The 20,237-nt window shown below is 46.2% G+C and carries 18 protein-coding genes; 5 read left to right on the top strand and 13 right to left on the bottom strand.

Translation table 11 applies throughout. The annotated features are described in order from the left end of the window. Window positions 1-49: 49 nt before the first annotated feature. On the bottom strand, window positions 50-433 hold the full coding sequence (locus ABHV44_RS02950; protein WP_459073154.1) for an endonuclease domain-containing protein: 384 nt from the start codon (window positions 431-433) through the stop codon (window positions 50-52). 423 nt (window positions 434-856) lie between these two features. Here ABHV44_RS02950 and ABHV44_RS02945 point away from each other — a divergent pair, with 423 nt between their 5' ends. Continuing rightward, the gene (locus ABHV44_RS02945; RefSeq protein WP_459073153.1) at window positions 857-1,903 is read left to right on the top strand and encodes a glycosyltransferase family 4 protein; all 1,047 of its coding nucleotides are present in this window, start codon (window positions 857-859) and stop codon (window positions 1,901-1,903) included. Between the two features lie 281 nt (window positions 1,904-2,184). Here ABHV44_RS02945 and ABHV44_RS02940 read toward each other — a convergent pair whose 3' ends face one another. The 8 genes from ABHV44_RS02940 to ABHV44_RS02905 all read right to left on the bottom strand — a co-directional run bounded on the left by ABHV44_RS02940 (window position 2,185) and on the right by ABHV44_RS02905 (window position 12,792). Then, on the bottom strand, window positions 2,185-2,682 hold the full coding sequence (locus tag ABHV44_RS02940) for a YdeI/OmpD-associated family protein (protein ID WP_459073152.1): 498 nt from the start codon (window positions 2,680-2,682) through the stop codon (window positions 2,185-2,187). An 18-nt stretch (window positions 2,683-2,700) separates the two neighbouring features. Then, the gene (locus ABHV44_RS02935) at window positions 2,701-3,678 is read right to left on the bottom strand and encodes an AAA family ATPase (protein ID WP_459073151.1); all 978 of its coding nucleotides are present in this window, start codon (window positions 3,676-3,678) and stop codon (window positions 2,701-2,703) included. A gap of 75 nt (window positions 3,679-3,753) precedes the next feature. Next, on the bottom strand, window positions 3,754-5,127 hold the full coding sequence (locus tag ABHV44_RS02930; protein ID WP_459073150.1) for a peptidylprolyl isomerase: 1,374 nt from the start codon (window positions 5,125-5,127) through the stop codon (window positions 3,754-3,756). After that, window positions 5,124-6,014 carry a hypothetical protein gene (locus ABHV44_RS02925; protein ID WP_459073149.1) on the bottom strand — a complete coding sequence of 297 codons (891 nt, stop codon included), beginning with the start codon at window positions 6,012-6,014 and terminating at the stop codon, window positions 5,124-5,126. The genes ABHV44_RS02930 and ABHV44_RS02925 overlap by 4 nt, the downstream gene beginning before the upstream one ends. Beyond that, entirely contained in the window at window positions 6,011-7,960 is a 1,950-nt protein-coding gene (locus tag ABHV44_RS02920; RefSeq protein WP_459073148.1) for a peptidylprolyl isomerase, read from the bottom strand. The genes ABHV44_RS02925 and ABHV44_RS02920 overlap by 4 nt, the downstream gene beginning before the upstream one ends. Before the next feature lie 65 nt (window positions 7,961-8,025). Further along, window positions 8,026-9,495 (bottom strand): IMP dehydrogenase, encoded by a 1,470-nt coding sequence (guaB, locus tag ABHV44_RS02915; protein ID WP_459073147.1) that lies wholly within the window; start codon window positions 9,493-9,495, stop codon window positions 8,026-8,028. 135 nt (window positions 9,496-9,630) lie between these two features. Beyond that, complete coding sequence (locus ABHV44_RS02910; protein WP_459073146.1) at window positions 9,631-11,736, bottom strand: T9SS type B sorting domain-containing protein; 2,106 nt, start codon at window positions 11,734-11,736, stop codon at window positions 9,631-9,633. A gap of 81 nt (window positions 11,737-11,817) precedes the next feature. Further along, window positions 11,818-12,792 carry an NAD(P)H-dependent flavin oxidoreductase gene (locus ABHV44_RS02905; RefSeq protein ID WP_459073145.1) on the bottom strand — a complete coding sequence of 325 codons (975 nt, stop codon included), beginning with the start codon at window positions 12,790-12,792 and terminating at the stop codon, window positions 11,818-11,820. Window positions 12,793-12,935: 143 nt separating this feature from the next. On the opposite strand from ABHV44_RS02905, the gene ABHV44_RS02900 reads away from it, so the two are divergent. Then, the gene (locus tag ABHV44_RS02900) at window positions 12,936-13,913 is read left to right on the top strand and encodes a DUF6089 family protein (RefSeq protein ID WP_459073144.1); all 978 of its coding nucleotides are present in this window, start codon (window positions 12,936-12,938) and stop codon (window positions 13,911-13,913) included. Between the two features lie 44 nt (window positions 13,914-13,957). On the opposite strand, the gene ABHV44_RS02895 is transcribed toward ABHV44_RS02900, so the two are convergent. The 4 genes from ABHV44_RS02895 to ABHV44_RS02880 are packed head-to-tail and all read right to left on the bottom strand — an operon-like array spanning window position 13,958 to window position 17,178. Beyond that, window positions 13,958-14,713 carry a glycosyltransferase family 2 protein gene (locus tag ABHV44_RS02895; protein WP_459073143.1) on the bottom strand — a complete coding sequence of 252 codons (756 nt, stop codon included), beginning with the start codon at window positions 14,711-14,713 and terminating at the stop codon, window positions 13,958-13,960. Beyond that, entirely contained in the window at window positions 14,710-15,270 is a 561-nt protein-coding gene (locus tag ABHV44_RS02890) for a WcaF family extracellular polysaccharide biosynthesis acetyltransferase (RefSeq protein ID WP_459073142.1), read from the bottom strand. Before ABHV44_RS02890 ends, ABHV44_RS02895 begins: the two co-directional genes overlap by 4 nt. A gap of 45 nt (window positions 15,271-15,315) precedes the next feature. Further along, the gene (mtgA, locus tag ABHV44_RS02885) at window positions 15,316-16,008 is read right to left on the bottom strand and encodes a monofunctional biosynthetic peptidoglycan transglycosylase (RefSeq protein ID WP_459073141.1); all 693 of its coding nucleotides are present in this window, start codon (window positions 16,006-16,008) and stop codon (window positions 15,316-15,318) included. Window positions 16,009-16,053: 45 nt separating this feature from the next. Then, window positions 16,054-17,178 (bottom strand): C1 family peptidase, encoded by a 1,125-nt coding sequence (locus ABHV44_RS02880; protein WP_459073140.1) that lies wholly within the window; start codon window positions 17,176-17,178, stop codon window positions 16,054-16,056. A 261-nt stretch (window positions 17,179-17,439) separates the two neighbouring features. Between ABHV44_RS02880 and ABHV44_RS02875 the strand changes: the two genes are divergently transcribed. The 3 genes from ABHV44_RS02875 (at window position 17,440) to ABHV44_RS02865 (ending at window position 20,215) form a co-directional block, all read left to right on the top strand. Then, window positions 17,440-18,405 carry a D-alanine--D-alanine ligase gene (locus ABHV44_RS02875; RefSeq protein ID WP_459073139.1) on the top strand — a complete coding sequence of 322 codons (966 nt, stop codon included), beginning with the start codon at window positions 17,440-17,442 and terminating at the stop codon, window positions 18,403-18,405. Between the two features lie 182 nt (window positions 18,406-18,587). After that, on the top strand, window positions 18,588-19,799 hold the full coding sequence (locus ABHV44_RS02870) for an exonuclease SbcCD subunit D C-terminal domain-containing protein (RefSeq protein WP_459073138.1): 1,212 nt from the start codon (window positions 18,588-18,590) through the stop codon (window positions 19,797-19,799). Between the two features lie 95 nt (window positions 19,800-19,894). After that, window positions 19,895-20,215, top strand: a complete 321-nt coding sequence (locus ABHV44_RS02865) for a GIY-YIG nuclease family protein (protein ID WP_459073137.1) — start codon at window positions 19,895-19,897, stop codon at window positions 20,213-20,215. Window positions 20,216-20,237: the final 22 nt, after the last annotated feature.

Here is a 20,237-nt window from a genome sequence, read left to right as displayed (position 1 = left end):
ATCTCCCCCGCTGGAGGGGGTGCCGAGGTACGAGGCGGGGGAGGACAATTCAGTTTTTGCCTTTTTCCAATTCCTCAATCCATTTCTGAATAACATATCTAACATGAGAAATATCTCTTAAAACGTCTTCATCGTTAAACCTGATGACTGTGAACCCCAAGGCTTCTAAGCTACCCTGGCGAACTTTATCTTTTTTCTGAATTTCCTCCAAAGAGTGACTGTATCCATCTACCTCGATAATTAGACCCAATTTCGGACACATGAAATCTACGATATACCAATCCACAGGTCTTTGTCTTTTAAAACGGTAACCGAGCATTTTTCTTCTCGATAAGGCACATTTCCACAAACATGCTTCCGCTTTGGTCATCTGATCGCGGTTTTCCCTTGCGAAATCTCTCAGATGTTTATTGTAGTTCTCATTAGATGGCATAATTCTAAATTAAAAGTTTTTCTTTTTGTGAAAGTCCTCCCCCGCCTTTCTGGCACCCCCTCCAAAGGGGGACAACGGTCGAGCGACCTGAAACTCATCGGTAAATCTTGTCATTGGATGAAGTTACCTTATTTCGAAACCAATTGAATTTGGCCAGCGCCATATCCCCCGCTGGCGGAGAATGCTGAGCTCTTTCGATGTAGGGTGCATCGACATTTTGGCTTGAGCGAGCCCCCGCAGAGAATGCGGACACACAGTATCCCGTTAAAATAAATAGAATGTGAATTTAATCTGCGCGCTACAGCTCGCCCCTTCAGGGGTCGGGGGCAGCGGTAGGCAGGGGGGCAGCGGTAGGCAAGTGCGATTCATAATTGATAATTGTTCCATTCATAATTGACAACTGATAATTCTATTTTTGCCCTCATGAAAAAGCGCGTCCTTTTCCTATACACCGAACTGGCAGAATATTTCATGGCCTGTGTGGAAGAGTTGAGTAATCACGTAGAGGAAATCCACATCGTGCGGTGGCCGGTGAACGAAGAAGCGCCTTTTCAATTCCGCCAGATCGATGGTGTCAAGATTTACGATAAGCCCGACTTTGATCGAAATGCACTTCTGAAGCTCTCAGAAGAAATCACCCCTGATGTGATTGTCTGTTCTGGCTGGGTCGATAAAGACTACCTGGCCGTTTGCGAGATGTTTTACGGCAAATGCCCTACAGTTTTGACACTCGACAACTGGTGGCAAAACTCCCTCAAACAAAGATTGTTGGTGCGTTTTGCAAAATGGAAATTCAAGTCAGTTTTTTCCGATGCCTGGATTCCCGGCCAGCCACAAAAATCTTTCGCTCAAAAACTAGGCTTCGATGACGCTCACATTTCCGAGGGCTTCTACTGTGCCGACACCACCGCTTTCCAAAAGGCCTTCGAACTATCTGCTGATCAAAAGTCAGCGGACTACCCTCACCGCATTCTCTACCTTGGACGTTACCTCCCTTTCAAGGGAATCTACGAGATGTGGGAAGCTTTCAGCAGGTGGAAAATAGAAACTGAGAACGACTGGGAGCTCTGGTGCGTGGGCACAGGTGATGACTGGGAAAAACGACCCGAGCAGGAAGGCATCAAACACTTCGGATTTTTGCAACCTGCGGAACTTCTTAAGATTCTACCTAAAGTTGGAGCGTTCGTTCTTCCAAGTCACAGAGAGCCCTGGGGCGTGGCCGTCCACGAAATGGCTGCTGCCGGATTACCACTTCTCTGTTCCGGTAAAATCGGTGCAGCCACTGCTTTTTTGGAAGAAGCCAAAAACGGATTTTCTTTTCAATCGGGATCTTCAGAAAGTATCCTGAAAGCATTTGACAGGCTGGGCAACCTCAGCGATGAAGAGCTTTTGGCAATGGGAAAACATTCCAACCAGCTTTCCCAAAAAATCACCCCAAAGAAATGGAGCGAAACTGTTTTGCGGTTTTAATGTCACCCCTTTCGGGGTTCTGGTGTCTTTTCGCATTTTTACCTACAATAGTGTCATCCCTTCGGGATTGCGAATAGCCAACGGTTTCAACGGTTGGATCAATGACCACCCAACGAAAGAAAAGGTCGTAGACATGGCCGACAATTCACGTCTCTCAGAAATCTAAATTTATGGTTACATCAGATTTCCGGTAGTAAAATCGAACCAGAAGGGTCGTAATTTTCGCGTTCTAGATGAAAGAGATGTTAGAAGCCACCAGACTACCAGACCACTCCTAAAAACTACTTTCGGGATTTGATTACATCCCTCAAGTCTTCTTTTCCTTTTGGATAGCGTTGTAGCTTGTTGAGGATACTCACCGATCGATTGACCCTTGTATGAACTGTTTTGGCCTTAGAAATAAAGCCGATCAAAAATCGCTGCTTGCTCAATGACAACTGTTCAAATCGAACTCTACCCTGATCATCCTGGCTTAGTGCTTCTTCGAATTCTACAGGAATATCCACTCCGAGTTTATCCGGGTCCTTCTCTAGTTTTATTCCTACCTCGTCACCTTCTTCAGCATCAATAATCTCAAGTTGATTCTTGTTGATAGGTAAATACGCATCGCCATCGCCAAGAGCAACAAGTCCAGATCGATAGGTTACGGAATTCTCAACGGTGCAAATGACACGGGTTTTTAGTCCACCAAGTTTCTGGACATACTTTTCGGGCACGAGTAGATACCTTGTTGTAGGCAAGTGATCGAGACGCCCTATGACCGTACGAAAGCTGACCAAATTCCCAGGGATTGATTGTTAGAGCAACTCCCCGATGATCTTTTCGATCGTGTAGCCCTCGGCTTCAGCGCGGTAATTGCGGACAATTCTGTGGCGTAAGATCGGTAGTGAAACCGCTTGCACGTCTTCAATGTCTGGACTGTACTTTCCGTTGAGTGCTGCGTGGCACTTGGCTCCTACTACCAGGTATTGAGATGCACGTGGACCGGCACCCCAAGAGAGGAAATTGTTGACCATCTCAGGAGCGAGGTCGCCACCAGGACGGGTCTTTCCGGCAAGTCTCACCGCGTATTCCACTACGTTGTCGGCAACGGGAATCTTCCTGATGAGCTGCTGGAAAAAGAGAATTTCTTCTGAAGAGATCACATTCTCGACCTGAGGAACGCTATCTCCTGTGGTGGCTTTAACCACGCTAATTTCTTCTTCAAAAGTTGGGTAGTCTACCCAGATATTGAACATAAAACGGTCGAGCTGTGCCTCGGGCAGTGGGTAGGTTCCCTCCTGCTCAATGGGGTTTTGCGTAGCAAGCACAAAGAATGGGCTCGGAAGTGGATAATTTTGTCCTGCAGCTGTAACTCCGCGCTCCTGCATCGCCTCAAGCAAAGCTGCCTGAGTTTTTGGAGGTGTACGGTTGATCTCATCTGCCAAAACGATATTGGAGAAAAGCGGTCCTTTTACAAACTTAAACTTCCGGTCTTCACCCAAAATTTCAGAACCGATGATATCCGAAGGCATCAGGTCGGGCGTAAATTGAATCCGGTTGAAAGTGAGACCAAGAGATTTTGCAATCGTGTTTACCAAAAGCGTTTTTGCCAAACCCGGAACCCCAACCAAAAGGCTGTGACCTCCACTAAAAACGCTGATCAAAACTTCTTTGATCACCTCATCCTGGCCGACAATCACTTTGGCGATTTCATCGGTGAGTTTTTTATATCGAACGTTTAAGTTGTCGAGAGCTTCTTTATCGGAGTGAAATTTTGTTTCGGACATGTTCATTTTTGAGTAAATGGTTTAAGCGAGGTTGACGAAAATAGGAATTAAAGAGGTCTTTTCTTTGCCCTTTGTCCTTTTTCAGAATTTACTGACGTCATCAACTCCCCAGCTGTGGGAAAACTCGCACTTATCGAGTATTTCCTGATCTACCGAATCGTATGTTTTCATCAACGCATTTTCGATCCACTCATCGAAAACCTCTTCCCTTTTTTCACCTTCGGCTGCTTTTTGGATCATCTGATAATCGTCCCGCAAATTGGCGCGGTGCGCTTCTACTCGCTTGTCCAGTTTGTAAATCGCGTAATAAACGTCTCCATTCTCGGTTTCGATTTTTACAGGTTCTGAAACTTCGCCAACCTTTAGTTTATCGAGAACAAAGAAAATCTGTCTGTCGAGCTGATCTACTTCGTGCATAATCGAACCGGTTCGTGGGTTCATCACTTTACCGCCAGCTTTTGCACTTCTAAGGTCTGATGAAAAACGCGAGGCAGCTGATTGAAAAGTGAGTGAATCTTTCATCATTTGCTTCGCTGTGTCCAGCTTCATTTTCGCCTGTTTAATGTCGAGATCAGTCACTTTTGGTCTTTTCAAAATGTGACAGGCCTTGTAGTACTCCCCACGCTTTTCTTCCACATAAACAAAGTGAAAGCCGTATTCCGACTCAAACACCGGAGAGTAACTTCCCTCATCGGTATTGAAAACCGCGGCCTCGTATTCCGGGACGAAGCTTCCTCGCTGCATCAAATCGTAGCAACCGCCTTTGTATTTGGATCCCGGGTCTTCACTGTGAAGAGCAGCCTGGATCATCATCGAAGTGTTGCCTTTCATGATTTCTGTTCGGATCGAGTCGAGTAGCCTGCGTGTTTTTTCCTTTTGCACTTCTCTTACCTCTGGTTCGATAGCTATTTGGGAGTAAGCCACCTTCGCATTAATCAACGGAAGACTGTCTTTCGAAAGGCTATTGAAATACTTGGTTACATCTTCTGGCGTAACATTGACATCGTTGTAAATCTGCCTCTTCATTCGCTCTGCAAGTAACTGCTCACGAATTGGTTCTTTAAAGTCTTCGCGAAATTGAGCAACACTCTTTCCGTAGTATTCTTCAAATTTTTTCTGATCGCCCAACATGCCGATGTAGTACTGAAGCCTTCTCTCGATTTCCCCGTCTACCTCGGCCTCTCCAACTTCAAGACTGTCTACTCTGGCCTGGTGGAGAAGCAGCTTTTCGCGCAGCATTTCCTCCACCACCATGCAGTGTAGCTCCTGGCCTGTTGGGTAACCTTTTTGGCCTTTGAGCTGAAGTTTTTGTGCTTCTACTTCACTCTTCAAAAGTATTTCATCGCCTACCACAGCCACGATCTTGTCGATCACTTTTCCTTTCTCCTCCTCAGTTTGAGAAAATGCCGAAAAAGCGAATGTGCAGATGAGTAGTAGAACAGTTAATTTCTTCATTTCTCGAGATTAATTTCGATCTGTTTGTTGTCAAGCGCTTCGCGATAAATGCCATCGCGGAGATCATTCAACAAGGCAACTTTGCGCTGGTTGATGATAATGTTTTCAATGCGGTCTCTTTGGAAACTCAGAGGCGAAACGCTGTCTTTGATCTTATATTCTAAAATGTTCAGGTAAAATAGGTTATTTCCCCGCTCAAACTCGACCTGTTTGTTTTTTTTAAGAAAACTCTCGGTGTCTACCACATCAAGTGGAACTTGCTTTAGGAGGTCGTCAAAATAGATCCACATGTCTTCCTTTAGAAAATAGCGGGCCTTGTACTCCACACAAAACTGCTCGAGCCTCGTGAGATCTTCCGCATCATCGGAGTAAAAGAGCTTTTCGAATTTTCGCAATCGCGGAGTTTCCTTGTCGAGAATGCAAAACTTCACTCTGACGATGTAGTCTTTGAGCAAAAAATTATCCTGGTTTTCTTCGTAGTACTGCTCGATCACCTCTTCGGAAACAGCTGTGTCGAGGCGTTGGCGGACATATTGCTCTTCAAAAGCAAAAGTCAACAGGGAGTTTCTGTAATCCTCAAGCTGCTTGGTGAAATCCTTTTGCTCTTCAGACAAGTTCAACTGTGCGTGATGCACAATGGCTTGCTGTCGCACCCAATTGTTTATGAAATTTTCAGCCGCATAAATACTGTCCTGATCGGTGGCGTTGTCGGGAATCACATCGTAAACCTCCTGCCAGGTTAAAACCTTATCGTGAGCCTTGGCAGCGTAATCTACCTGCTCTTCTGTTTTTGGCTTACAGCCAGACAAAACACCGGCAGCCCACACTGCAATGAGCAATGCAACACCGAAAGACGAGTATTTGAGATTGCTAAGCCTTGTGATCACAAAATTGAGTAGAGAACGTCCTTGTTAATAGTCACCTCGTATTTGTCGCGAAGCTCTTCGAGCCATTGTTTCTCGAGGTACTGTTGATAATCTGCCATAACACGGCCTCGGGCTTCGTTGAGTTCCATTGGAGCTGGCTCAAGCACTTCATCAACCTGCACCACCATAATTTGTCCATCGTGGTTCACATTCTCGCTTAGGCCTTTTTCCCAATCGATTTCACCAAGAACGGGTTTATCATCTGCTGACCAAACTCCTTTGTCAATGCTCACGTTGAGTTCACTTTCTTTGTTCAGTGCATTGTAAATGGCTTCCTCATCAGCACCTTGCTTGATCATCTTTCTCAACTGACCAGCCAGCTTTTCGTTGGCAACCTTGTAGATTTTGCCATCGATGCGTTTTGGCCACTGGTAGTTTTCACGATTATCGGCAAAGTATGCTTCGAGGCCTGCAGTGTCCTTTACCGCGCGATTCCAAACTTTCAGCTCCATCAGCTCAAAGAGCAAAATCCCATCGCGGTATTCGTTCATCAAAAGACGGAACTTGTCGTACTTCTCATCCAGGTGAGCCTCTTCGTACATCATCAGGCGAGAATCTGCATACTTCTCCAAACGCTCGTCAATGGCGTCTTTTGGCGAGAGACTTTTGTCTCGTGGTGGATTGTTTTGTACCCACTCGTAAAAATCTTTTGCCGTGTAAGTCATGTCGGCAAAAGTGATAAGATCTTTATTGAGCTTCTTCTCCTTCTTCACGTTCAGCTTGCCCACAAAAATGGTGGAGTCAACCGCATCGTAGATAGGATCGAGACGCTTTTTATCAATTTCGAAGTTGTATTCGTCCTTCAGGTTTCTGAGGAATGAGTTCTTGGTGATCTCTGCACGGGCATCGCGTGATACTTGCGTTTTGATGTTGCTCTTAACATCCTCAAATTTCGGTACCGACTTCTCGTCAATTTTCTTCACGATGTGCCATCCGTAAGAGGTTTTGAAAGGCTCTGAGATTTGGCCTGGTCGCTCCAGAGAAAACGAAACATCTTCAAATTCTTCAACCATTTTCCCGGTTCCAAACCACGGAAGCTCTCCGCCTTTTCTGGCACTTGAACGATCCTCGGAGTGCTTCAACGCCAACTCAGAGAAGTCAGCACCAGCTTCGAGTAAATCGTAAATTTCTTTGATTTTGGCTTCTGCTCTTTCGCCTTCCTCCTGCTTGGTCTTCTCGTCATCCTTAATCATGATGTGAGCCACTTTCACTTCTCCACGAGCTTCGCGCTTATCGTGAACTTTTAGAATGTGGTAGCCAAACTGCGTGCGAACCGGTTTTGAAACCTCACCAACCTCGGTGCTATAGGCTGCGTCCTCAAAAGGATAAACCATCTGGAAAGTCGAAAAGTAGCCGAGGTCTCCCTGATTTCTTGCGGCTGAAGGATCTTCGGAAACTTTGCTTGCAACTTTTCCAAAGTCTTCACCACCCTCAGTCACTCGCTTGCGGATTTCCATGATTTTGCTGTAAGCCTCAAGCGTATCCTGCGGTGTTGCAGTTTTATCGAGCTTTACCAAAATGTGGCTGGCTTTCACCTCTTGCTTCATTCTCTCGTAAGCCTGGCGAACCAGTTCATCGAGTTTATCTTCATCTGTAAGATAAGGACGGGCAAGCTGCTGTCTGTAGCCAGAAAGCTCCCTCTTGAAACTCTTCATCGTGTCGAGCCCCATTTGGCGAGCTTCATGCACCTTGAGTTTGAAATTGACAAAAAGCTCGAGGTATTCATCGAGCGCTTCTTTGGTAATTGCTGAGTCGTTGTTGTTTTTGCGGTAGATACTCTCAAAATCTTGTAGCGTCACATCTTCACCACCAACGGTCATCAGAACTTGCTTGTCTTGAGCCTCAGCTCCAAAGCTTGAGAAAAGCAATGGCAGGGCAAGAATAAAAGCAGAAAATTTCAATTTCATTTTCAGGATAATTTTGAATTAGGCAAAGGCAAATGTAATTAAATCATCAAACCATTAAAGGCCATTTACAGGCTGTAGTTTGGAGCCTCGCGAGTGATTGTTACATCGTGCGGATGACTTTCCCTCACTCCGGCATTTGTGATGCGGATAAACTGCGCTTTTTTGAGCGCTTCGATAGAGCCTGCACCACAGTACCCCATTCCGGCTCGTAGTCCACCCATCACCTGGTAAATCACTTCTTTTACAGTTCCTTTGTAAGGCACACGCCCGGAAATCCCTTCGGGAACCAACTTTTTGATATCGTCTTCGGCATCCTGGAAGTAGCGATCTTTTGAGCCCTTTTGCATGGCTTCAACTGATCCCATTCCGCGATAAGCCTTAAATTTTCTTCCTTCGTAAATGATCGTTTCACCGGGAGACTCTTCCACTCCGGCAAGCATCGAACCGATCATCACTGTGTCAGCACCGGCAGCCAAAGCTTTCACGATGTCACCTGTGTAGCGAATTCCTCCATCAGCGATAAAAGGCACGTCCGATCCTTCGAGCTCCTCAGCAATGTCGAGAATGGCCGTGAGTTGAGGCACTCCCACTCCTGCAATCACTCGTGTGGTACAGATCGAGCCCGGGCCAATCCCAACTTTCACGGCATCCACTCCGGCTTCTACCAAATCGCGAGCTGCTTTTTTGGTAGCGATGTTCCCTACAATCAAATCCACTGTGTCGAATTTGGCTCTGATTTCTTTGAAAACCTTGAGCACTCCGGTGTGATGCCCGTGTGCAGTATCGATAACGAGCGCATCCACACCTGCTTTCACTAACGCTTCTGCTCTTTCCACAGAATCACCAGTAACGCCAATGGCAGCAGCCACACGCAAGCGGCCGAACTCATCTTTGCAAGACATCGGATATTGCTGAAGCTTGATGATGTCGCGGTAGGTAATCAATCCAACCAGCTTGTTGTCATCGTCAACAACCGGCAGCTTCTCAATTTTGTGAGTGCGAAGAATGGCTTCAGCTTTTTCGAGGTCGGAGCCTTTTTTGGTAGTCACCAGATTCTCGCTGGTCATAATTCCACTGATCGACTCCTTCATATTTTTCTGAAAGCGCAAATCGCGATTGGTCAGAATCCCCTTGAGATTATTTTCATCATCGACAATCGGAATTCCTCCAATTTTATTCTCAGCCATGATTTGAAGCGCTTCCCCAACGGTGGCGTCTTTATTGAGCGTAATCGGATCCTGAATCATTCCACTTTCCGAACGCTTCACTCTGCGCACCTGAACCGCCTGCTGGTCGATGGTCATATTCTTGTGAATCACACCAATTCCACCGTGACGGGCAATTGCAATGGCCATTTCACTTTCGGTGACTGTATCCATCGCAGCCGAAATTATGGGCGTGTTGATTTTGATGTTTCGAGAAAATCTCGAGCCGATGTTGACTTCTCTCGGGAGGACATCTGACTGTGCCGGAATTAGAAGCACGTCATCGTAGGTGAGTCCTTCTCCTACGATCTTTTTGGTTTCCAATGACATAGAGTGTGGGTTGAATTTATCGATTCAAATAAATTCGTGCAAAAATACAAAATAGCATACAGAATCAACTCTTAATAAGGTGTAGTGTTGGTTAAAAAATGTAATTAGAATTTTACTGAATTCGGAGCGTTGAACCTACCTGCGATCACCTACTAACAACATCACCGGACCTCTTCGTTCGTAAAAGTTACCGAATCCGTCCGAAATACTCATGTAGTACATGTACTGGCCTTCCTTGAGAATCTGGCCATTTTTTCTCCCGTCCCAGCCATTGTCGATGTCAGTGCTCACAAAAATTTGCTGACCCCATCGGTTGTAGATGATCAACTGGTAATTGTTGAAGTCGGCAAATGAAATAGTGGGTTTAAAAATGTTGTTGAAGCCGTTTACAATGAATGCGTTTGGAATCCAGATTTTTGGTTCTTGAGTAACGCAGACAGTGTTGGAGCGACTCCGTGCTGAAATACCGTATTGGTTAACTGTTTCGACCGCTTCCACGTAGTAGCAAAATTCGCCCTCGGACTCGATGAGTTGCGACACGTCATCCTCATAATTGTACTTGGCCGGCCCAACCTGGTCGTACTGCTGAGGCATTTCGAGCGCATCCTGACTTCTAAAAATCACGTGCTCTGTTTTTGCACCATCCCAAACAGTGTATTCGTTCCAGATGATTGTATTCCTCATTTCCTCAGAATTTGCAATTCCACTAAGGAAAATTGTTGTCCCCACATTCGTAGTGTCGAGGTAATCCTCACATGAATTTTGTGAAATCACGCGGTAAGACACACTTTGCTCTGAGGTCCTGGTGTCGAAATCGTTGAACGTAGCGTTGTTTTGGTTTTGTACAATCTGCGTTGAAATCGATTCAAAACCATCTTCCGGATCGATTTCTCGCTGGAGGATGAGAACCAATGGGTAGTTCACTGCCGAAAGGTAAACATCCACCTGAGCCTGATCCGGACCAATCACAGTTGCTGTAGAGAGATAAAAGTCTTCTGGAGCCGCATCGTAGGGCAAGTCCTGCGTTCTGATATTCGAAATCTGATCATAGGGCTGTCCGTTCGCGTACGCTTTGATGTGGTACCTCATGGAAACATCATCGGTGAAGCTATCGAAATCGAGCTCGTGCTCATAATTGGTTTGCGTGCCTTCCACTGCACCAACGAGCTCCCAAATTCCGCCATCCTGGGACGCGTAAATCTCGTACATGTCGACTCCGTTTTCCCATCCATTCACTGCGTTCCACTCGAGGAAAACGTAATCCTGGCAAGCTTGCCACTGCGATTCAAGGAAAATACTAGTGAAGCAATCGCCCGAAGTTGGGCTAATATTTGGCTGAGGAGGATTTCCACTCAGGCAGGTATCGAATGAAGCAACCAGAAACGATTCCGATCCCGTGAGGCTCGCTTGTGAGTCGAGGTATTCGTATTGCACGTTGTTGATTCCCCAAACGGTGTCGAGAAAAATGTTGCTCCCATTGTCGCAGTAGTAAACGATGTAGCCATCGGTGTCTCCAGCTCCCGTCCCTTCCCAGTTCACGACAGCATTTCCGGTAAGAGAATCCACATCTACTGAAGTCACTTCAGGAACACCAGGGTGAGACGTATCGGTAAAAAAGTCGCCATCGATGTTGGAAACCATCGTGCAGCTATTTCTCACCAATCGGATTTGGAAGTTGAGATCATCTCCACAAACAGAAACTTCGTGAGAGTAAGATGTCGGTCCGTTCACGGGAACGGTAGCAATCTGATTCCAGGTGCCAGCAGGATATTCCATCAAGATTTCGTACTCCACCGCATCAGCTGGTGCATCTCCAACAAAAGGCGAATTCCAGTCGAGCTCGGCATCACCAACGGGATTGGATTGCCCCACTTCCAAAAACATGCTGCAAAGAGTGTCCGAAACAACTGAGTTTGTGCCGTCATCGTAGTTGGTGACCATGTAGAAACATCCTGTTCCTGCATCAAGTGGGTTATCCATACTGCCAGGAGCAATAGACTGAGAAACAGAACCAGCATTATTAATTGTGGTCAAAAGCGAAAAAGGATCTCCGGAAGTGGCAGCGTAATAGACTTCGTAATTGAGGAACTCTGGCTCAGAAGCATTTCCCTGAAAATTGAGAACTGCTCCACCTCCAGGCAAAACAGAAACACAATTCAAGGTCGGGCTTTGAGTAAGAGCACTACCAGCGACCAGACTGAGTAGAAAAACAATAAAAACTTTCGGAAATATCTTTAGCATCCGTTACTTCTAGTTTTTTACAAAGTTAATTCTTGCCGGTGGATAACGGAAATCGGCAGGGTAACGTATTTATAAGTACAGTTATTTTGGGCTCTTCGTTGCTTCGAACAGGTTCACCTTACAGATGTTTTTCTGTGCTTCAACAAAATCATTCAGAATTTCTTTCACAATATCCGCTGCGGGTTTCACCTCACGAATCATCCCGCTGATCTGTCCGATTTCAAGCTCTCCTTCATCGAGGTCACCTTCAAACATTCCTCTCTTTGCTCTGCCTTTCCCCAATAATTCACGAAGCTGCTCTACTTTTGCTCCAGACGAGTAAGCCTCCAAAACATTGTCGTAGAACTTGTTCTTCAAAAGCCTCACCGGTGCGAGCTCCTTCAGGGTCAATCGCGTGTCTCCTTCGTTCGCCTCCACTACCAGGTTTTTAAAATTTTGATGAGCCGAAGATTCTACGGACGCTACGAATCGACTTCCAATCTGCACTGCATCTGCTCCAAGTGTCATGGCTGCCAGCATTCCACGTCCATCACCTATTCCACCTGCGGCAATCACCGGAATTTCAACAGCATCTTTAACCATCGGCACCAGGCAAAAAGTTGTGGTTTCCTCGCGGCCATTGTGACCACCTGCCTCAAAACCCTCGGCAACAACCGCGTCTACTCCGGCTTTTTGAGCTTTTAGCGCAAACTTCACACTGGAAACGACATGAACTACTTTTATTCCGTGCTCTTTCAGTTGACTGGTCCAGGCTGCGGGATTTCCAGCCGAAGTAAAAACCACTTCTACACCTTCTTCCACAACTATCTTCATGTGCTCCTCAATCTGTGGATACATCAGTGGAATATTTACTGCGAACGGTTTGCCTGTTGCTTTTTTGCACTTTTGAATGTGGGTTCTGAGGATCTCGGGATACATCGACCCAGAGCCGATGATGCCCAACCCACCGGCATTGCTGACAGCTGAAGCCAACTCCCAACCGGCACACCAAACCATTCCCGCCTGAATCAGCGGAAAGTCAATTCCAAAAAGCGAAGTAATGCGATTCTCGTTCATGAAAAATGTTTTTTGAACAGCAGCGAAGTAAGAAACTTTTTACCGAAAATCAGGTAAAAGCTAATGTTTGAATACTTTATTTTGCATAAGCGCTGAGATCAACTTATTTTAGCCTGTTTTAAAGCAAGGTAAAATTGCCCGGCATGAAATACATTTCCATTATTTGTCTTTTCGTAGGTGTTCTGTTGTTTGCGGCTCCAAAGGAGTCTGCGGCACAGTACGACTTTGAGGCCGGAATCAAACTCGGTGGTGCCAACTATCTCGGAGACATCGGTGGAAAATCCCTTCCGAGAAGAGACTTCATTTGGGACATGCACCTCAATCAGACGAATGTCGCTATCGGAGCTTATGGCCGATACAGATTTTCCAGATTGATTTCTGTTGCTGCCAACATCACTTACCTTCAGATCAACGACTACGATTCAGAATCTACCAATCCTGCCCGTAGAGCCAGAAACCTTCACTTCAGAAACAGAATGGTTGAGTTTGGCGGACGCGGTGAGGTCACCATCTTTTACCACAACGATGTGGGCGGACGTGGTTTTTACAACCCGAAATTCAAATTATATGGTCATGCCGGATTGAGCGTTTTTCGCCACAATCCACAAGCGCAGCTTTACAACCCAGATGCCGGTGAACCGACTGGCGAGTGGGTGGATTTGCGTCCGCTGAGAACAGAAGGTCAGGACTCTGAGTACGAAACTTTTGCCATGGCAGTGCCATTGGGAATCGGACTTCACTTCACTTTCAACAACCGCTGGAGACTCGGTTGGGAGATGAGCTGGAGAATGACCTTTACCGATTATCTCGATGACATCAGCACTGACTACGCCAATCCGCAGGACCTTAGTCCTGAAGCGGCAGAGTTTGCCAGTCAGACTAGCCAGGAAATTATCGATGCCATCAACGACCCTGAAGCTTCCGGAACAGTTTGGTCGCACCAGTACGACACCCGAAGCAATCAAACAGCTCCACGTGGTGAAGCCTCAAACAACGACAACTACCTCACGATGACCTTCAGTGTCGGTTACGTGTTCCGTGGAAGAAGTTCTTTCTACAAGCGCAAGTACAACTGGATCCGTCAACGTAGAGGTATCAGAAGATCCAGAGCGAAATTCTAGAAAATCATAGAAGACTTTTGAAAAGGCTAAATTATGAAATCGATTTAGCCTTTTTTCTTGAAAAACTGGCTGATTTTGGAAAGTGGCTTTCTCGTCAGCGTCAGCGGACCGGGTTTAAGACCGTTGAGCTTCCAGGCGAGGCGATCTTCCTTATTGGCGCGAATGCGATTTTTCAACGAGACGTTACTTTCCCCTCCCACTCTCATTTTTGTAATAACCTCCGGCAGGTAAGACACCGAAATTTTGTGCTTGTGCAAAAAACGAAGCATCAACTCGTAGTCGGCTGCAGATTTGAGATCCGTGTTGTAGACGCCAAACTTTTCGTAGCACTTATTCTTCACGAAGAAAGTCGGGTGAGGAGGCATCCAGCCCTTTTTGAAAATCCCTTCACTGTAATTTCCAGACTTCCAGAAGCGCTTAACATCTTCTGTGTTCTTCCGATCTACGTACACAAGGTCTGCGTAAACGGCATCGCAGTTTTCTGACTCAAATTTCTTCACGACCTTATCAATCACATCGCTGTTGTCGTAAACATCATCAGAATTGAGAATTCCAACAATATCACCCGTGGCGGCCTTCACGCCTTTGTTCATGGCATCGTAAATCCCTTTGTCGGGCTCGCTAATGATTTTCGAAATTCCGTCTTCGTACTTTTTCACGATTTCCATCGTACCGTCTTTGGAAGCGCCATCCACGATGATGTACTCCACATTGGAATAGCTCTGAGAAACGACAGATCGAATGGTGTCTTCGATCGTATCTTCGCTGTTGAAACTGATGGTGATGATGGAAATTTTCATGCCTTGAACTCTCTTTTTCGAAGAAACTTTGCTGGGTTCCCCTGGTAGATGGAAAACGCCTCGAGCTTTCCGATACCTACAGACTTCACGGCCAACATGCTGTGACTTTCGCAAACACAGCCGGGCGTCACCACTGAGTGAGCACCAATCCAAACTCCTTCTTCGATTGTAATCGGTTTTACGATCAGATCGAAAGTGGGCTTCTTGTAGTTGTGATTTCCACAAAGCAGCATCGCTCCCTGCGAAAGACAGGCGTTTGAACCTATCTTCACTTCATCTAAGTTGTCGATCCATACTTTCTCACCGATCCACACGTGGTTGCCGACCTCGAGCTTCCAGGGATACTTAATATTTACGTACGGTTTGATCACTACTCCTCTACCGATTTTGGCCCCAAAGATCTTTAACAAAATCACTTTCAAACCACCAATCGGCAGCCAACCACTGTTAAAAAAAACGAGGTTGGTGTAGTACCACAGCAACCGCTTCAGCGGATTACCTGGATTGTACCAGTCGTTGTTGAACGAAGAAAGGTCTGTGGCCTGAGGATTCGACATGGCGTCAAAATTAGGAAAGTCAGCCGGTTTGGAGAAGATAAAGTTCTACTCCTCTCGCTCAAAGTAGTTACTTCCGATCAACCGCATCTGACGGAGAATGTGATCTTTCCTTCGGCTAAGGTAGGCAGATGGTGCTCCGGGATTGCTTTTCCGAGGACTGGGAACGGCAGCGGCAATCAGTGCTGCCTGACTCTTACTCAGTTTGGCTGCACTAGTGCGGAAGTAGTCCTGCGCTGCAGCTTCCACACCAAATTTGTACTTACCCGTTTCAATCACGTTTAGGTAAACCTCTAGAATGCGCTCTTTTGACCACAGCAATTCGATCAGAAAAGTGAAGTAAACTTCCAGGCCTTTTCGCACCCAGTTTCTGCCAGGCCAGAGAAAGACGTTTTTGGCCGTTTGCTGACTGATGGTGCTGGCACCGCGAGTTTTCTTGTGTTTCTCGTTGTACTCTATTGCTTTTTGGATTGCACCGAAGTCAAAGCCGCTGTGGCGTTTGAAATTCTGATCTTCAGAAGCCACTACCGCCAACCTCATCGGTAGGGCAATTTCTTCGATGTCGACCCACTCTTTGTGAAAATCATCGCCATCGGGAGCACGAAAATATTCGCGCGCCTGAAGGAAAGTGATCGGAGGGTTCACCCATTTGTAAACCAATACCCAAAGCACCGACAGCACTAAAAACCAAATCGCTAGTTTCAAAATCCAGCGAAGGATCTTCTTCAGGATTTTAATCATCTCAGGCTGAAGGATTCAAATTAGAATGAGTGGTAATCGCAATCTCTATCGTTTAAATTCCTTGCTGACATCACTTGGCACAGCATCTTGATGAACCAGAATTCCCACAGTCTTGAGCATGAAGTAAGCTTTTGATACGTACTGGATTCCACCATAAGGATTGTCTGCACCCCAGGAGTTTTTCACGATGTAGTATTCTTTGCCGTCCTGATCAAGTGCCATTCCGACAATATGCATCAGGTGATCGTCAGTGGTTTGAAAGTTGTTAAATTGCACCTGACGAAGCATTTGAGTCACTTCCACTTCTTCCACTACTTCTTTGAAAAGCTGATCTTTAGAAACCGACTCTTCCGGAGCGATGGCCATTCCGTTTCTAAAGCTAAATCCACGCTCGCTCACATCGGCATCCCAGGCAACTGTAAATCCTTTTTCGATTGCATTATCGACAATGCTCACAAGGTCTTCTAGTGGCACGTTGTTAAAAGGCTCCTGGCTGAAGTTGTCGGGTACTTCTAGAACAAACGGTTCGTAAAACGGGTGGTGTGTAAACGAAGTAAAACTCAGGTAATCTTCGGGAACGATTCCCATGGCATTTCTAAATTCCTCTGGCGTGTATATCTTTCCACTGTATTCAAAAGTAGTTGGAATTTCCCCGAGGTAAACGTCCAAAACTGAGTTCACCGCATCTTCCCACTTGTTGGTGAGTCTGCGTCCTTTGTTCTCTACAACAGCCTTCACCATCGCTTCGAGCATCGCATCCATTTCAGCGTGGTTATGTTCTTCGAGGCCGTAGTTCAAACCTTTGTAAACACTTTCGGGAACAATTCCGTGCTCGGCCACAGCATTGATCACATCGTGGCTAAGGCTTCCCGGGCCAAATTGATACTTACCCTGATAGCGAACGTACTTTTCAGCTTTCAGCGGATAAGTGACACGGACATTGAACATCTCCGAAAAATCGTGTTTTCCGTTGCCGAGTCGCAGCGCTTCGGATTCCAAAAAGGAAATCGTGGCAAAGCTCCAGCAGGTCCCGGTTCTGCACTGGTCTTTGGTTTCTGTGGCATCGATCTCCTTCACCACGGTAAACTCATAAACTTGCTCGTCCTGGGCAGAGACAAAAGTTGAAACACAAAGCGCAAGAGCCAGCGCAGCCCACTTCAGATTTTTCATTGGAATTGGATTAAGATTGAAAATTGCATCGACAAGTTTAGCGATATCCATCGGGCTTGTCAACTGGTATGTGTTAAAACAAAGGTGAAAAGTGTGGGTGAAGAGAAAACGAAATGAGGAAATTAGTACTTGAAAAAAAGTGCAGGTCCTCAGAAAATCTTCAAGACAATCGAGTTTGAATCAACAGACCCTGAAACAAGTTTAGGGATTCGAAAGTGACGACAACGATTATTCTAGGAATTGAATTAAACCCAAACAAACATGAAAAAAGTCGCAGTGATTGCCGGGGGATTGTCCGGAGAGGCAGTGATCTCAATGAAGAGTGCCGAGATGGTGATGAACAATATCGATCGGACAAAATACGAACCGGTGAAAGTCGTAATGGACAAGTCCGGCTGGTTCGCACATTGGGAAGGCAGCACTTTCCCCATCGACAAAAACGACTTTACTTTTACTCACAAAAAAGGCAAACACACCTTTGACGGGGTGTTCGTGGCCATTCATGGTACGCCCGGTGAAGACGGGATTTTGCAGGGCTATTTCGACCTGATCGGCTTGCCTACCACTACAGGAAGCGTGCTCAACCTGTCGCTCACTTTCAACAAAAGCATGACCAACACTTACCTGCGCCACGAGGGCTTTCTCTGTGCCCGCTCGGTGATGCTCAAAAAATCTGATGTCTATTCCGTGCGCCACATCATCAACAACGTGGGGCTGCCCTGCTTTGTAAAACCCAACCGCGGTGGATCTTCTCTGGGTGATTCGAGAGTGGAAAAAGCTGAAGAGTTGCCGGCAGCCATCGAAAAAGCGCTGGACGTAGACGGTGAAGTGCTGATCGAAGAACTGCTCAGCGGAACTGAGGTGACCTGCGGAGTGATCCGTCCCTACGGAAGAACCACTGCCCTGCCGATTACCGAAATCGTAGCGAAAGGGAAGTTCTTCGATTTTGCCGCTAAGTACGAAGGCCAGTCTGAAGAAATTACTCCTGCCCGCATCAAAGAACACCACTACAACGATGTACAGCGCATGTCGGAACGCATCTACGACCTGCTCGATTGCAAAGGCATGATCCGCGTAGATTACTTCGTAAAGGGTGAAGACATCTACGTGATGGAGGTCAATACCGTCCCCGGGTTTTCCGAAGCCAGCCTCATCCCTCAGCAAGCCGCCCACGCCAACATCTCCAAAAAGGAGCTGATCACGATGGTGATTGAAGGGTGCTTTTAGATTGGCCGAGGATTGAGTAAGGGATTCTACTTCCGAGTTCCATTCAGTTGAGTTTTGTGAGGTCCCGAACCAAGTTCAGGACGACCGTATTTGAAAGTACTGTTTGTGCTGGGATCGATTCGTTGCCAAAGAAAAATCCCTCCGAAACCCTATTTTTGACAAAGAACGAACTGAGCTCAGAAATGAAAATCCTACACACTGCAGATTGGCACATTGGCAAGAAACTTCACAAGCACGACCTGAGTGAGGACTTCGAGCTTTTTGTCGACTGGCTCGTAGAACTGGTGAAGAAAGAGCAGATAGAAGCAATTTTGGTTTCGGGAGATATTTTCGATCTCGCCAACCCTTCGAGCGAATCGCGCAGGGCATACTTTCAGGCTTTGCTAAAACTCAATGCGCTCAAATGCAAACTCATCCTAACTGGTGGAAACCATGATTCTCCAGCTGTGTTGAACGCCCCACGGGAATTGCTTCAGGCGATGGACATCCACGTGATTGGCAGTCTGCCAGAGAGACTCGAAGATTGTCTGATTCCTCTTAAAAATGCCGAAGGTAAAACCCAAGTGGTAATAGCGGCTCTTCCCTATCTGCGTGACCCGGACTTGCGAAATGCCACCGAAGAAGTGAGTTATGAAAGTCGAGTAGAAGCCATCCGCGTGGGCATCGCCAAGGTTTTTGAAAATACGGCCGAATGCTGCAAAGAGCATTTCCCCAACGTTCCGGCTATTGCCATGGGCCACCTTTTTGCTGCCGGAGTGAGCACTTCCGAAAGTGAGAGAGATATCCAGGTGGGCAATGAAGCAAGCTTTGAGGCAGATAAGTTTGGCGACTACTTTAAGTACATCGGCTTAGGCCACATCCATCGCCCACAAAAAGTGAATGCGCTGGTACCGACTTTTTACAGTGGTTCCCCACTCCCCCTTTCGTTTAGCGAAAGTGAAGACAAAAAGCGACTACTGATTTTAGACACCGAAAATTTTGAAACGGAAAGCGTGAAAATCCCAGTTTTTCGTCAACTGAAACGAATCAGCGGCACTCTGGAAGAACTCAAAGAAAAACTAGGTGTAATTCAACCCACGGGAAAGCTCGACACATTGCTGGAGCTGGAACTTAAAGAGGATCAGTACGATCCTGGAAAGATTTTCGACCTCGACAGGCTGGTGCAAGAATTCGAGACCGAGGGAGCAGAAATTGTCAAGCACCGCGCATCTTTCAAAAACCAGATCCACGGAGCATCAGAACTATATGACAGCTCAAAGCAACTGGAAGACTTGAAGCCCCGAGAGGTTTTTGAAAAGCGTCTGGATCGAGAAGATTTTGACGAAGAAACCAGAAAACTGGTAAGTGAGGCCTTTGATGAAATTTTGGAAGAGTTGGAGGGAAAAGGTGAATAAAAACAGATTCGGTGCGAATGAAGGTTCTCGAGCGGAGTCGAGAGAGTGCGCAAGGGGACAAAACAAGATTGTAAAACACTTTTGATCTAAGCTTGATGGCTACTTGCTACATGTACATACTTAAATGTATTGATAATAAATTCTATGTAGGCTCCACCAGGAATCTACTCAAAAGGATTGAGCTCCATCAAAAGGGACATGCTTCAAGTTACACTAGTCGCAGACTGCCTGTTGAGCTTATTTATTACGAAGAGTTTAGCAGGATTGATGAGGCTTTTGAAAGAGAACATCAAGTAAAGAAATGGGGGAGAGATAAAAAAGAAGCATTGATTGAAGGTAGACACTCGGAACTTCCTTTACTGGCGAAATGTCAGAATAAATCTCATTTTGAAAATAGAGAATATTGTAATAAATGAGAGAATATTTAACTCAACCTTC

It is taken from the genome of Halocola ammonii, from assembly GCF_049334165.1.
In the GTDB taxonomy this organism is placed as follows: Bacteria; Bacteroidota; Bacteroidia; order Flavobacteriales_D; family Sanyastnellaceae; genus JBEGHD01.
This window is presented reverse-complemented; position numbering and strand designations above follow the sequence as displayed.